Origin of the sequence: [Limnothrix rosea] IAM M-220 (genome assembly GCF_001904615.1) — a bacterium.
Taxonomy (GTDB): domain Bacteria; phylum Cyanobacteriota; class Cyanobacteriia; order Cyanobacteriales; family MRBY01; genus MRBY01.
The window spans coordinates 22283-35086 of sequence record NZ_MRBY01000043.1; the positions used below are offsets into that span (position 1 = coordinate 22283).

Consider the following 12804-nt stretch of genomic DNA (forward strand, 5'->3'; position numbering starts at 1 on the left):
CCACAATCTATTTCGCTTATTTTTTGGAGTAACACTATGTTAAGACAATCTTTCTTATTCGCCAGCACCACGGCGTTAGTGCTGAGTAGCTTTAGTCCGGCGATCGCCCAAGTTTCAGATTTTACCCTTGAGCCATCGGACTCTAGCCAACTTTTACTCGCCAACCGTTTTGCCGAAAATCTTAAGCAAAATCGCGGCGAATTAATGGATAAACTTAATCTTTCCAATAGCCAAAAACAACAAATTCAAGGGATTCGCCAACGATATAGCTCCCAAATGAATACCCTGACCTCCCAGATGCGTACAGCTCGCGCAACCATGCAAAACCTTGCGCAAAGTAACGCCAGTCGCAGTCAATTGGAAAGGCAATATCGCACCGTTAGTAATCTGCGTGAGGACATTGCAGATTTAAAGTTTCGACAAATGATGGATATTCGCGATGTTTTAACTGTTTCACAACGGCAAGAAATGGCCGAGTATCTCGAAGCAAAGAAAAAAGTAGGGAGCTGGTTCGGCGATCGCTAACAAAACGTCAGTTTTGCTTAAAGATTACATCTGAAATTCTTGGAAACAAAGCAACGTGGGGACTCGAAGACACAGGGAATATTAAGATTATGCTCACGATATTTTTGTCCAAACTTATGAGCTGAGGAGATTTCCCCACCACCTTCTCTACTGTCCACTGTGCCAAACTCTGCTTAGCCTCACCTCCGGTTAACAAACAGCATGGTGCTGGCGATGGGAAAAATATGGGGGCGAGAATCTTTCCCGGAGCGAATCATTACGCCAAGCGCAGTTGAGTTTGCTTAACGGTGCTGAACACAGCCATCCTTTTGTCTGGGCTCCCTGTGTGATGGTTGGAAATTGGCGATAAAAACAAAAAATTGAACATTCTCTATAGATATGCTCAATCGTAAATTCAGAAATTTGATTAGTATTCGCTAACTTGTTTTAGCAGTTTAAAGTTTTAGCGATTTAAAACATCATTACGGTGCTGAACGGAGCCGACAATGGTCACAACCTCATCGATTAAATCTTGAGGCACACTGAGGTCATTGAGAGTCGCTACCAAATTTTCGGCGATCGCATCAAAATGCTCATCAGACAACCCCTGATTTGCAATAAGATCCTTATGAGCAGCCCGCATAGAACGTCCGCTAAACGTATCCGATCCACCGAAAGCATAGGTCATAAACATCTTTTGATGCTATTTTTGGCGATCCATATCCGTGTTCGCAAAAAATGCTTTCACACGATCATCAGCTAAAACCTTTTGGTAAAAATTATCCACCGCAAGATCAACAGCCGCCGCCCCACCTAACTTTTCGTATAACGTACTCATTTGCTCAATCCTCTTTGTCTAAGCAACAGGCACATACTAGCGAAGGGATCAAATTAAAGATCAGCAAAGCCTTTTTTCTTCTTGTTTTTTTTCTTTTTTTTACGGCCGCCACCACCGCGACCGGGACGACCACCACCCATACCGGGCATGCCGGGCATACCGCCACCAAACATATCACCGAGGCCGCCCATGCCACCCATTCCAGGCATGCCGCCCCCTTGACCCATTTGCTGCATCATTTTCCGCATCCGAGTGAAATCAGAGATTAGCTTCGAGACATCCTTATCGGACATTCCCGCCCCCTTAGCAATGCGGGTACGACGCTTCGGCGTTTGAGCCAGTAAATCTGGATTTTTTCGTTCCTCTTTGGTCATGGAGTTGATCATGACTTCGACGCGTTTGAGTTGCTCTTCACCCTGCTCTAACATGCCGCTGTCAAGCTTATTACCCATGCCGGGGATCAGTTTCATCAAACCGCCCAGTGAACCCATATTCTTCAATAGGCGCATCTGCTTCACGAAGTCGTCAAAATCAAAACGAGCTTCAAGCAACTTCGACTGCATCTCCTCCACATCAGAAAGATCAATCGCTTCCTGTGCTTTCTCCACGAGGGTCAGAACGTCACCCATATTAAGGATTCGGGAGGCCATCCGGTCGGGATAAAAGGGATCGAGGGCTTCAACTTTTTCGCCGACACCAATAAATTTAATGGGTTGACCTGAAATGGTTCTGACGGATAAAGCCGCACCACCACGAGTATCGCCATCCATTTTCGTGAGGATCGCACCAGTTACACCAATCTCAGTGTGGAAAGTCCGCGTTAAGCTAGCCGCTTCCTGACCTGTCATTGCGTCGACAACAAGCAGGATATCGTCGGGCTGAATCGTGTCTTTAATTTGCTTCAGCTCACCCATCATGTCGGCATCGATCTGCAAACGACCAGCCGTATCTACGATGACGTAATCAACGCCTAATTCTTTTGCTTTCTCAACACCTTGGCGGGCAATATCAACAGGGTTTGCATCGCTACCGAGGTCAAATACCGGAACATTAATCTGAGCTCCAAGGGTCTTTAACTGGTCGATCGCCGCCGGACGATAAACGTCGGTAGCAACCATTAAGGCTGTCTTTTCTTGTTTGCGGAGAAATAGGGAGAGTTTTGCGGTTGCAGTGGTTTTACCCGTACCCTGCAAACCTGCCATCAAAATAACGGTCGGTTTATTTTCTGCTTCGGCGAGGGGAGCATTACTTTCTCCCATGATTTTGATCAGTTCATCGTTAACGATCTTGATGAACTGCTGGCCGGGGTTTACCCCAGAGATAACGTCTGCACCGAGGGCTGCTTTTTCGACATCGCCAATAAAGCCTTTGACCACCTGCAAGTTTACGTCGGCTTCGAGCAGAGCGCGGCGCACTTCCTTCAGGGCATCTTTAATATTAGATTCACTGATTTTGTCCTGCCCTCGCAGGGATTTCCAGGCATCTTCTAAGCGTTCTGCTAGTGCGTCAAACATAAATCTTGTCTATTTTTGGTGGCTTCTAATTACTGTACCAATTCCGGGGATTTGGCGGAGTAGGCGATCTCTGTTTATCTATCGCGGCGAGCTTTTTGTCAAGGGAAAGGACACTCATAAATTAAGCCCCCAGAATTAACTGAGGGCTCTAACTATTATCAATCAAGCTTGCGGCGTGTCTTTACCTTTCGACGGCGCAGTTTAGCTCTTTTTTTCCGATTGCTTACTTTCGGATCTTCCTTAACCAGAGTGAGTGAAACCTTTAGAATTTCATCCACATAGGTGTCTTTGAGATCGATATGACCTCCAGCAGCTGCTGCATAGAGAGACATCAGGATCACAATTACTATTTTTCTCAATTGCCTGTTTAGTTTTCTTGTGCATCAATAGTCGGGCAGCACAACTTCTAAACTCACAGGTTTTAAGTCTTACACCAAAATCAGATTGCCCTCCGGGCATTACACATTACTTGTGTTCAAATCGCAAAATCTTTTTTGTGCTCTCCTAGAGCAAACGTATGCTCCATAATTTTTGCAACAACAGATATCATTGCCGAAACTCATTGAGAAAGGGTGAAATAGGTTTATGAGGTAACTATGTATGAGCAAGCGACAATCACATTTTTGCTCTCAATTCCGTATATTTTTAGTCTGAATCCTAAGACATTGTCAGGTCAGCTATTTTTAATTCCGAGATTGCACTGGCGATCGCCTCCCCAATCACAGCTAAACCGTATAAAACAACCCGCAACGCCTGCTGATTTTTGACAAAAGTTTTGATGTTTAAATTATTGATCGTATTTTCGATCACCTCAATTTCTGCCAACATGTCCTGTATCCGTAACCTAAATTCTCTAGACAGCTCGAACCACCTCTTTTAAGACTGTCTCTCGTAAATGAGGGCGTAGAGAATCTGCTGTGCCAATATCGACCTCACATCCCAACAAATCTTCTAAAAATGCTTTTAATCCTAGTAGCGTAAATAAACCTACTGGACGACTAAAATTCACAAGAAAGTCTACATCACTAGCTGTCGTTGCCTCATCTCGCGCCACTGAGCCAAATAAGAACAAATCTTTTACTGCAAAATCATTGAGGCGCTCTTGATGGGCTTTGACAATATCTAAAACTTCTTGTCTATCCATCTCCTTAGAATCTCTCCAATGTTCGTGCTTTGTTGACTGTATTTTAGTCTTCAGGCTGACTCCCAATCATCCCCAGTGATTAGTCTGTTGGCCGCGGGAGTATTACGGGCAAAATGCAGTTATAACGTCACTGTTTATGAGCAGGCGGCGATCGCCCTTCATTACGTGTGTTTTTTAGAGCAATACATTTTCGACAACCTTATACCATTGTTAGGGTAAATTATCGCAGAACAAACTATATTTACTAATAATTGATATGCCACTTTGGGCTGATATTTTGGGATAAGACAACAGCTAAAAGTATTCTAGGTTACAATCTGGTTATGCTAATATTTACCTCCGACAGAAAATGTGTTTTTATCTTATTAATCAAGATATTTGATTAAATTATCATTACTCTTAAGAGTTTTTTGATTTTATAGGGACGATTGTCTTTTTTTTGGTTAGATCCGAAATAATAAAAAAGAGCAATTTTTAATAGATATACCTATTTTATGCTTGAAAACATAAAAGAAAATATCAAATTTCAGGAAGGAGCGATGATTTTAAAATAGCTTTTCGAGAATTTTTTGTAATAATTTATTAAAGAGAAGTCTACCTGATGGCAATCACGAAAAAAACGGCACTGATTTACTGCCAAGATCAATTTGGTTTAGTAGACGGAAAAACAACAGCTGCCTTGGTTCGGCACTCAGAGCTTTATACAATTGTGGGTGTGATTGATAGCTTATCAGCAGGTAAGGATGCCGGGGAAACCTTAGGAGAAGCAACGAGTCATATCCCTATATTTTTTGATTTTCAGGATGCCTTAGCCCATCTTTCAGAAACGCCAAACTGCTATATTTATGGCAAAGCACCATTGGATGCTTGCATTCCTGATGATGAAAGACTTTTGATTTTAGAAGCCATGGAACATGGCATGGATATTATTAATGGTCTCCACGAATTTTTCTCGGAAGATCCAGAATTTGTTGCCGTGGCTGCCCAAAATAATGTCCAAATTAAAGACATTAGAAAATCACCAAATGTAAAAGATCTCCATGTTTTTTCAGGGCGAATTTATGAGGTTACTGTGCCAGTCATCGCCATATTGGGAACTGATTGTGCCTGTGGCAAAATGACCACTGCTGTGGAACTAAATAATATTTTAAATAGGCTTGGTATTAAGTCTGTATTAGTGGCGACGGGTCAGACTAGTTTGATGCAGGGAGCGGTTTATGGTGCTTCGATTGATGCTCTTATTTCGCAATTTGTCATCGGTGAAATCGAAAATGCTGTGGTTCAGGCGTTCGAGCAAGAAAGGCCGGATATTATTTTGGTCGAGGGGCAAAGTGCTGTCAGTCATCCTGCTTTTATGAGTTCTTTGGGTATTTTGAAAGGTAGTATGCCGGACGGCATTATTTTGCAACATCCACCAGCACGGGAGTTTCGATGTGATTTTCCGGCTTTATTGATGCCGACTATTGAGAGCGAAATTCAGCTGATTGAGACAATTTCGAGTGCTAGGGTGTTGGCGATCGCCTTAAGTCACGAAAATTTGGCAACGGAAGAGATTTTGAGCACGATTCAGCAATATGAGGCTCAGCTAAATCTGCCGACGACGGATGTATTGAGCTATGGCTGCCAAAAATTGATCCAATCATTAGCTGTTCATTTTCCTAAACTGAGTCAAAAGATTAAGCCAGAAAATTTACCAGAGACCCGTGTTTTAGCAAAAGCATAGATGATTTTTTAGAAAAATAAATGCAACCATTTATGCCGAGGATGGAAATAGATCTATCCAAAATACGGGCTAATACTCGGATTCTGGCAGATCTTTATGGGGCACAAGGTATTTCTATTATGGGTGTTTCTAAGGCTGTCCTTGGGGAACCTGCAATTATCGAAGCGATGGTACAAGGGGGGGTTAAATTTATTGCGGACTCTCGCCTTGAAAATATTCAAAGAATGCAGGCTGCGGGTATATCGACTGATTTTGTGCTGTTGCGTACGGCTCCCAGTCAGGCAGAATTGATTGTTGAAATTGTCGATATTAGTCTAAATTCTGAGCTGGAAACGATTAGAAAAATTGCCTATTATGCGGGTTTAAGTAATAAGATTCATCGGATAATTTTGATGGTGGAGTTGGGCGATCGCCGCGAAGGGATATTACCTTGTGATCTAGCCGAATTTATCGGAGAAGTTTTAAAGTTAAGCCAAATCAAACTTGTTGGACTTGGTTGTAATTTGGCTTGCTATGGCGGCATTAAACCAGATGATCAAAATATGCATGGGCTATCAGAACAAGTTGAGTTACTCGAAAGGAAATTTTTGATTGATTTCAGCATTGTTTCAGGGGGAAACTCCGCCAACTATGATTGGTATAAGGAAACCCAAGCTGTAGGGAGAGTTAATAATTTGCGCTTGGGAGAATCCATTTTTCTCGGCTGTGAAACAGTTTATGGCAATGTGATTCCGGGCTTACAGACTAAGGCTTTTCAGCTGGTGGCTGAGGTGATCGAATCTAAAAAAAAGCCATCTTTACCTTTTGGTGAAATTTGCCGAGATGCCTTTGGTAATGTACCAATTTTTCAAGATCAAGGTATACATCAAAGGTCAATCATTGCATTAGGAAAACAAGATACTTTGGTTTCTGGTTTAAGCTTAGATCGCCCTTTAAAAATATTAGGCTCTAGTAGCGACCATCTTATTCTTGATAGTGGAAAACATAATTTACAAGTTGGGGATGCGGTGAATTTTAGCCTCAATTATGGCAGTCTACTTCGGGCTATGACTTCTCCGTTTATTCGTAAGCAGTTTATGGATAGTTGAATGGCTAATCATTTTAATTCGCAACAACGATTTTAGTCTGGAGGTATAGACAGGCGATCGCCGCAACAGATAAGTGAATGACTTTTGACTTTCTAGCTAAATTTAATTACTAGTTCGATTTATAAAATAAGTAAAAATGCTCGTTTTCTATTTCATCTTTTCTAAAGATATAATCAACTATTTTCAGGTATGAAAAATAGGTAAGAAATTTGCTGTGGATATAGAACTCAACGCCATTGCTGCACCACCACCAACCACCAAACCTGTTGTCATTGCAATGTTTTGCCATGAAAAGTTATTGGGATTCCCTTCTATTTCATCGGGATGCTGTCGCACATAGTTAGATATTGCTTGTTGTGCCTCATGGGCATAAATCTTTTCTACTTTGAAAATAAAGTCTGCCCGAGTACCCAATCCTTCAGCAATATGATGAAGGGTTAACCGTTCAGTTGCACTGTAGATGCCGTCACAGTAACAAAAGTGAATTAAGAGTTTTGCTAAATACTTTTTTGCCTTGACTCTCTCAAGATCACTTAAAACTAATCGAATATCATTGGGTAATTGTTTAAATTCCTCTACAGGATTAAATGGACAATAGTGAATTTCTCTAAGTTGTCTAATAATGGCAAATTCGTTTTCTGAAATATCACCATCTACCTTTGCTAAAAAGAGTAATGTTCTTAAGATAGTTCGTACTTCATTCTGAGTTAATGAAATATTCATAAAAAGCTCCAAAAAATCGAACTCTATGAATGATGCATTAAAGATATTCAAAAGTAGAATCCGAATAGATATATCACTCGACTAAGCATTAATTTTTATGCTTGGTTACAAAGCTGATTCAATTAGAAAAGAAAATATCTTTGAGCCATTGGCAAGACTGTCGCGGGTTCGCAGACCAGAAGTTCACCATCGGCACGCACTTGGTAAGTCTCTGGATCTACTTCCATTTTAGGCAAGTAATCATTAAGCTTCAGGTCGGCTTTGCTGAGATTTCGGCAGCCAGAAACAGGCAGAACCGTTTTTTGTAAACCAAGTTTTGTGGCGACATCGGCTTCTATTGCTGCTTGGGAAACGAAGGTTAAAGACGTGGGATTAATGGCTCTGCCGTAGCTGGCAAACATGGGGCGCATATGGACGGGTTGTGGGGTGGGAATGCTGGCATTGGGGTCTCCCATCTGGGCGTAGGCGATCGCCCCGCCTTTAAGGACGAGTTCAGGTTTTACGCCGAAGAAACTGGGTTTCCAGAGACAAAGATCCGCGTATTTTCCTTCTTCCACAGAACCAACATAATTGGCGATGCCGTGGGTAATGGCGGGATTAATCGTGTACTTCGCGATGTAGCGTTTAATGCGGAAGTTATCGTTATCGCCTGTTTCCTCTGATAATGCGCCCCGCTGCACCTTCATTTTGTGGGCGGTTTGCCAAGTACGAATCACGGTTTCTCCCACACGACCCATAGCCTGAGAATCCGATGCAATCATGCTAAATGCCCCCATGTCGTGGAGGATATCCTCGGCGGCGATCGTTTCGCGACGGATACGGGACTCCGCAAACGCCACATCTTCGGGAATGCTCTTGTCGAGGTGATGGCACACCATCAACATATCAAGGTGCTCTTCGAGGGTATTCATGGTGTAGGGACGGGTGGGATTGGTTGATGATGGCAATACGTTTGCCTCTCCGCAAACTTTAATGATGTCCGGTGCGTGGCCGCCTCCAGCCCCTTCGGTGTGATAGGTGTGAATGACGCGATTTTTAAATGCTCCAATTGTTGTTTCCACAAAACCTGCTTCGTTGAGGGTATCGGTGTGGATGGCGACTTGCACATCAAAGGCATCGGCAACTCCTAAACAGGTATCAATGGTTGCGGGAGTTGTCCCCCAGTCTTCGTGGAGTTTTAAACCAATTACCCCGGCTCTAACCTGCTCAATCAGACCTTCGGGTTTCGCGCTATTGCCCTTCCCGGAAAAACCGATATTCATCGGGAAAGCTTCTGCGGCTTCGAGCATTCGATAAATGTTCCATTCGCCGGGCGTACAGGTTGTTGCATTGGTTCCCGTCGCTGGGCCTGTGCCGCCGCCAATCATGGTCGTAATCCCACTGGCGATCGCCACCTCGATTTGCTGGGGACAAATAAAGTGAATGTGACTGTCGATGCCACCCGCTGTGAGGATATGTCCTTCTCCGGCGATCGCCTCAGTGCCGGGGCCAATAATGATATCAATATTATCCTGAATATCTGGGTTGCCCGCCTTACCGATTTTGTGAATTTTGCCATCTTTAATGCCAATATCGGCTTTAACGATGCCCCACCAATCAACGATGAGCGCGTTAGTAATCACCACATCAACAGCACCATCTGCACGAGTCACCGCCGACTGACCCATGCCATCGCGGATCACCTTACCCCCACCAAATTTGACCTCATCACCGTAGGTCGTAAAATCCCGTTCAACTTCGAGCCAAAGTTCCGTATCTGCCAAGCGCAGGCGATCGCCAACCGTAGGACCATAGGTTTCAGCGTAGGCGCGGCGGGACATACGATAGCTCATCAGAACTCCTTCTCATTCAGGCTCAAATTCTCAATTTAGATTACCTTATCTATCCGGCTCCGAAACGTAACCGATATGACTTGTTAAATTCGCTCTTTTTCCTTTAAACCTACAGTTGTTAGATTTACGATTATTTTGGTGAAGCTCTTGTCACAGGTTTTTAAAGTTGTTTTTCATAAGTGACACAACCTATCGCAACCCCTTCCGCCTTCGGCACCTTCCCCAAGGAAGGACATTTATTCAACACCGCACTCATTTAGTTTAGGCAAGGACTTCTATGAAAGATTTTGACCGTTTCTTCCAGAAAATTTATGAGCAACCCCTCGAAAATCGCAAAGATTGGTATGCAGCCAGCACTGTTGATTATGCAAAGTATCGTGCCCCCTATGTACCTAAAGTTATTGACCAAGTTTGCGCAGAATTTCCCGAAACCAAAAACTTAAAACTGCTTGAAGTCGGTAGTGGACCCGGCAATGCGTCACAACATTTTGTGCAGCGAGGCTATAACCTTACCTGCGTGGAACCCAATACAACAGCTTGTTTATTTGCGAAGGAACGATTTCAAGATTTTCCTAACGTCAATATCAACAACTCTACCTTTGAGGAATGGTCAGATAATAATCAACAGAAATTTGATGGGGCGATCGCCAGTACATCTTTCCATTGGCTTGATGCAGAAACGCGGTGTGCAAGACTTGCCAATTTATTAAATCCTGAAGGCAAGATAGTTTTGCTATGGTGTACTGCGCCTCAACCCGAAAAGGAAGTTTATCAATACCTTGACCCGATTTACCAAGAATATATGCCGAGTTTTGCAGATTACGAAAACTTTGAAACCCAACGGCAGAATATCAATCGCATTGCTCAGGAGCTTGTCACTTCAGGCTACTTTACCCATTTAAAGCATTTTGAAGCCGTCGGCGATCGCCATTATCAGCCAGAAGAATACTTGAGTTTACTAACAACCTTATCCCCTTATATCGCACTCCCTAAAGAGCGCAGAATAACCTTCTTTAAAAAAATACGCAAAACCTTTGAGTCAAACAACATTAGAGAATGCCAAACCAAATACATTTGCGCTGCCCACACTGCAACCAAAATTTCAGCCTAGCCCCTAAACCATAAGCATTCTAAAGAACCTCTAGGCCGTCTCACACTTTGTTTCTAGTTCAATAACAATCATTTGATTACGCCCTTGGGACTTTGCCTGATAGAGCGCTTGATCCGCTAAATTTACGAGATGAATCATCTTTGACTGATCACTAGGAATGCATGTTGCCACACCACAACTAGACGTGACAAATGGCATGACAGAAGAATTTTTATGGGGGATTTTTAGTTGTCTAATGGAGTCTAAAATCGTATTCGCAATGTGACATGCCCCCATAGAATTCGTATTTGATAAAAGCACAATAAACTCTTCACCACCATACCGCGCCGCAAGATCTGTAGTTCTCCCAATTTGCTTTTTTAAAACTTGCGCAATTTGAATGAGACATTCATCTCCTTGGACATGCCCATAGGTATCGTTATAAACCTTAAACTGGTCAATATCAAAAAGCAAAAGCGACAGGGGAGCATTATCCCGTCTACACCGTCGCCACTCCCGTTCTAATACCTCATCAAATTTACGCCGATTAGCGATCTTCGTGAGTCCATCAAGTTGTGCTTGTTTCTGTAAAATCAACTCTAACTGCTTGCGATCACTAATATCTAAGCCAATAAAACCAACACGAAAAATATTGCCCTGCTCGTCAATAATTGGGAAGTATGACATCAACCAAGTTGATCCGGAATTTAGGCTAGGAAAATACACTTCTTCCCGGAGAGTCGCTTGTGTTTTCTCTAAAATAGTCCGACATTTCGATGTGATTTCATGGCGTATGGCTGGATGCAAATCATTATGGTGAACTGTTTGAAAAGTGTTTTGATTCTGCTCAATATCTGCAAGGAAATTATTGATTTTAACAAAGTTTAAGTTTTTATCGATGATTGCCATACCGAGGGGTGCTGTATCGATAAAGGTATCAAGAATGAGCTGGGTTTGCAGTAGCTTAGCCGTGCGATCAAATACTCGTTCTTCAAGGAAATCTAAGGTTGCGTTGAGTTTTTGAGAAACACTTTCTTTTTCATGTAAAATTGCAGAAATAATTAAGACAGTGATGGAATAAGCGGCAACAAAAGATTCTAAAAATAATAGTGATTCATGGGGAGAGTCTTTGACAAAGGAACCATAGTTATTCGCTGTCGCAATGATGCCAATAGCTGAGAGTAAGACAACGAATATTTGTGGTAGTGGCTGTTCTAAACGGAAGACGGAACTAATGAGTAATGGCAGAAATAAATATTCTAGGGAATAGCCTTGGTAAAAAACAAGATAACTAATGCTTGTTAATAGGCTAAGGAAGAGGATGACTTCTCTATTTAATAAAGAGTCTTTTTTTATGTGAGATGATTGCCAGAGTATAATAGGAGGCACAAAAATAAGCTGTGCTAGGCTTGCTCCTAAAAACCAAACAAGCCAAGAAATTACTAATTTTTCGCTAGTGATAATGCCAAACCAATGAAAGGTTAGTACTGGTATTATGGCCGAAATACTGTTACTAAAAAGGCTGATACCAAGGAATTCAAAGATACCTTTAGTTGTTTGAAAAATTGCTGTAATATTTTTATGTCTTTGTTGTAGCCAAGTGGCACACATTAGGGGACTAATGCCTTCGCTCAGGGTAATTCCTACTGTTAGGCTGGCGATCGCCCAAAGGGAAAAATCAGGAAACAAGTGACTGAGGGCAAAATAGCTATCAAAAGCTGTACCGATGGCAATGCCAATTAATGCCGGGCGACCTATTTTTAAGACAACGATCAGACCCAAAACAGCAGGGAGCCACAGCGCTGTCAGTTCACCGGGCAAAGACGCAAAGTTGCTGCTAATGCGAATGGCACAGACATAGCCAATGGCGATCGCCAGTTGATAAAAAAATGGGTGCTTGGGGAGCCAAAAGAGCATTGCGGTTGAGAAAGATAAGTTGTTGATGAAAGAGCATAAAAGCTTTGATACACCCGAATAATCTTATTTCATTGTATGGCAATTGTTTGATGCCTTTAGATTGATCGTTTAGCTATTAGCTAAAGGGACTTTTTTATTTATTAAATATTGCGGTCACTGTTGAGGATGTTTACGCAATATAACAGGCGATCGCCCTAACAAACCTCAGTTTGGGTTAAGGATTTCGCCTCAATGCTTCAGGGAAAAGGAGACACGGGGACATTGGGATCGGGAGACACGGAGAGGGGGAGGCACGGGGACATTGGGATTGGGAGGCACGGGATATCAACGGACACCCGCATTAGAATTATTTGAATGAAAAATCTCCCCATCACTCGCTCTCCCTTTCACCGCGTCGTCATCCTAGACCATTCTTAAACCGAACTCAGGTT

14 protein-coding genes and 1 pseudogene are annotated in these 12804 nt (G+C 42.7%); 6 read left to right on the top strand and 9 right to left on the bottom strand.

Annotation, left to right across the window (positions count from 1 at the left end):
• The first annotated feature begins 36 nt into the window (after positions 1-36).
• Both NIES208_RS14600 and NIES208_RS19945 read left to right on the top strand, forming a co-directional pair.
• Complete coding sequence (locus tag NIES208_RS14600; RefSeq protein ID WP_075893716.1) at positions 37-525, top strand: Spy/CpxP family protein refolding chaperone; 489 nt, start codon at positions 37-39, stop codon at positions 523-525.
• Between the two features lie 247 nt (positions 526-772).
• Positions 773-874 (top strand): annotated as a pseudogene (locus tag NIES208_RS19945) (hypothetical protein); the annotation flags it as partial.
• Between the two features lie 93 nt (positions 875-967).
• Here NIES208_RS19945 and NIES208_RS19535 read toward each other — a convergent pair.
• From NIES208_RS19535 to NIES208_RS14620, 6 genes are all read right to left on the bottom strand, one after another.
• Entirely contained in the window at positions 968-1192 is a 225-nt protein-coding gene (locus tag NIES208_RS19535; RefSeq protein WP_235641399.1) for a group I truncated hemoglobin, read from the bottom strand.
• Positions 1193-1207: 15 nt separating this feature from the next.
• On the bottom strand, positions 1208-1342 hold the full coding sequence (locus NIES208_RS19540; RefSeq protein WP_235641400.1) for a globin domain-containing protein: 135 nt from the start codon (positions 1340-1342) through the stop codon (positions 1208-1210).
• Between the two features lie 53 nt (positions 1343-1395).
• Positions 1396-2856, bottom strand: coding sequence for a signal recognition particle protein (gene ffh, locus NIES208_RS14615; RefSeq protein ID WP_075893717.1), 1461 nt, complete (start codon positions 2854-2856; stop codon positions 1396-1398).
• A gap of 158 nt (positions 2857-3014) precedes the next feature.
• On the bottom strand, positions 3015-3188 hold the full coding sequence (locus NIES208_RS19070) for a hypothetical protein (RefSeq protein ID WP_171971780.1): 174 nt from the start codon (positions 3186-3188) through the stop codon (positions 3015-3017).
• Positions 3189-3513: 325 nt separating this feature from the next.
• Positions 3514-3684: a ribonuclease HepT family protein gene (locus NIES208_RS19075; protein ID WP_171971778.1), complete on the bottom strand. Its 171-nt coding sequence runs from the start codon at positions 3682-3684 to the stop codon at positions 3514-3516.
• Between the two features lie 25 nt (positions 3685-3709).
• Positions 3710-4000: a nucleotidyltransferase family protein gene (locus NIES208_RS14620; RefSeq protein ID WP_075893718.1), complete on the bottom strand. Its 291-nt coding sequence runs from the start codon at positions 3998-4000 to the stop codon at positions 3710-3712.
• 75 nt (positions 4001-4075) lie between these two features.
• Here NIES208_RS14620 and NIES208_RS19080 point away from each other — a divergent pair, with 75 nt between their 5' ends.
• The 3 genes from NIES208_RS19080 (at position 4076) to NIES208_RS14630 (ending at position 6811) form a co-directional block, all read left to right on the top strand.
• Positions 4076-4219 carry a hypothetical protein gene (locus tag NIES208_RS19080; protein ID WP_171971781.1) on the top strand — a complete coding sequence of 48 codons (144 nt, stop codon included), beginning with the start codon at positions 4076-4078 and terminating at the stop codon, positions 4217-4219.
• A gap of 382 nt (positions 4220-4601) precedes the next feature.
• Complete coding sequence (locus tag NIES208_RS14625) at positions 4602-5723, top strand: N-acetyltransferase DgcN family protein (protein WP_075893719.1); 1122 nt, start codon at positions 4602-4604, stop codon at positions 5721-5723.
• A 41-nt stretch (positions 5724-5764) separates the two neighbouring features.
• A complete protein-coding gene (locus tag NIES208_RS14630) occupies positions 5765-6811 on the top strand; it encodes an alanine/ornithine racemase family PLP-dependent enzyme (RefSeq protein ID WP_235641402.1) in 1047 nt (348 codons plus the stop codon).
• Positions 6812-6994: 183 nt separating this feature from the next.
• Here the strand turns inward: NIES208_RS14630 and NIES208_RS14635 are convergent, their stop codons facing one another.
• Both NIES208_RS14635 and ureC read right to left on the bottom strand, forming a co-directional pair.
• The gene (locus NIES208_RS14635) at positions 6995-7534 is read right to left on the bottom strand and encodes a tellurite resistance TerB family protein (RefSeq protein WP_075893721.1); all 540 of its coding nucleotides are present in this window, start codon (positions 7532-7534) and stop codon (positions 6995-6997) included.
• 122 nt (positions 7535-7656) lie between these two features.
• Complete coding sequence (ureC, locus tag NIES208_RS14640) at positions 7657-9366, bottom strand: urease subunit alpha (RefSeq protein WP_075893722.1); 1710 nt, start codon at positions 9364-9366, stop codon at positions 7657-7659.
• Between the two features lie 277 nt (positions 9367-9643).
• Between ureC and NIES208_RS14645 the strand changes: the two genes are divergently transcribed.
• Positions 9644-10477, top strand: a complete 834-nt coding sequence (locus tag NIES208_RS14645; protein WP_075893723.1) for a class I SAM-dependent methyltransferase — start codon at positions 9644-9646, stop codon at positions 10475-10477.
• A 30-nt stretch (positions 10478-10507) separates the two neighbouring features.
• Here NIES208_RS14645 and NIES208_RS14650 read toward each other — a convergent pair whose 3' ends face one another.
• Positions 10508-12373, bottom strand: coding sequence for a sensor domain-containing diguanylate cyclase (locus NIES208_RS14650; protein WP_075893724.1), 1866 nt, complete (start codon positions 12371-12373; stop codon positions 10508-10510).
• Positions 12374-12804: the final 431 nt, after the last annotated feature.

Excerpts from the sequence above, each read along its gene's own strand:
- NIES208_RS14630 (WP_235641402.1), top strand. The coding sequence starts at position 5,765 with ATGGAAATAGATCTATCCAAAATACGGGCTAATACTCGGATTCTGGCA.
- NIES208_RS14645 (WP_075893723.1), top strand. The coding sequence starts at position 9,644 with ATGAAAGATTTTGACCGTTTCTTCCAGAAAATTTATGAGCAACCCCTC.
- NIES208_RS19535 (WP_235641399.1), bottom strand. The coding sequence starts at position 1,192 with ATGACCTATGCTTTCGGTGGATCGGATACGTTTAGCGGACGTTCTATG.
- ffh (WP_075893717.1), bottom strand. The coding sequence starts at position 2,856 with ATGTTTGACGCACTAGCAGAACGCTTAGAAGATGCCTGGAAATCCCTG.
- NIES208_RS19075 (WP_171971778.1), bottom strand. The coding sequence starts at position 3,684 with ATGTTGGCAGAAATTGAGGTGATCGAAAATACGATCAATAATTTAAAC.
- ureC (WP_075893722.1), bottom strand. The coding sequence starts at position 9,366 with ATGAGCTATCGTATGTCCCGCCGCGCCTACGCTGAAACCTATGGTCCT.
- NIES208_RS14625 (WP_075893719.1), top strand. The coding sequence starts at position 4,602 with ATGGCAATCACGAAAAAAACGGCACTGATTTACTGCCAAGATCAATTT.
- NIES208_RS19070 (WP_171971780.1), bottom strand. The coding sequence starts at position 3,188 with ATGTCTCTCTATGCAGCAGCTGCTGGAGGTCATATCGATCTCAAAGAC.
- NIES208_RS19540 (WP_235641400.1), bottom strand. The coding sequence starts at position 1,342 with ATGAGTACGTTATACGAAAAGTTAGGTGGGGCGGCGGCTGTTGATCTT.
- NIES208_RS14650 (WP_075893724.1), bottom strand. The coding sequence starts at position 12,373 with ATGCTCTTTTGGCTCCCCAAGCACCCATTTTTTTATCAACTGGCGATC.
- NIES208_RS14635 (WP_075893721.1), bottom strand. The coding sequence starts at position 7,534 with ATGAATATTTCATTAACTCAGAATGAAGTACGAACTATCTTAAGAACA.
- NIES208_RS14600 (WP_075893716.1), top strand. The coding sequence starts at position 37 with ATGTTAAGACAATCTTTCTTATTCGCCAGCACCACGGCGTTAGTGCTG.
- NIES208_RS14620 (WP_075893718.1), bottom strand. The coding sequence starts at position 4,000 with ATGGATAGACAAGAAGTTTTAGATATTGTCAAAGCCCATCAAGAGCGC.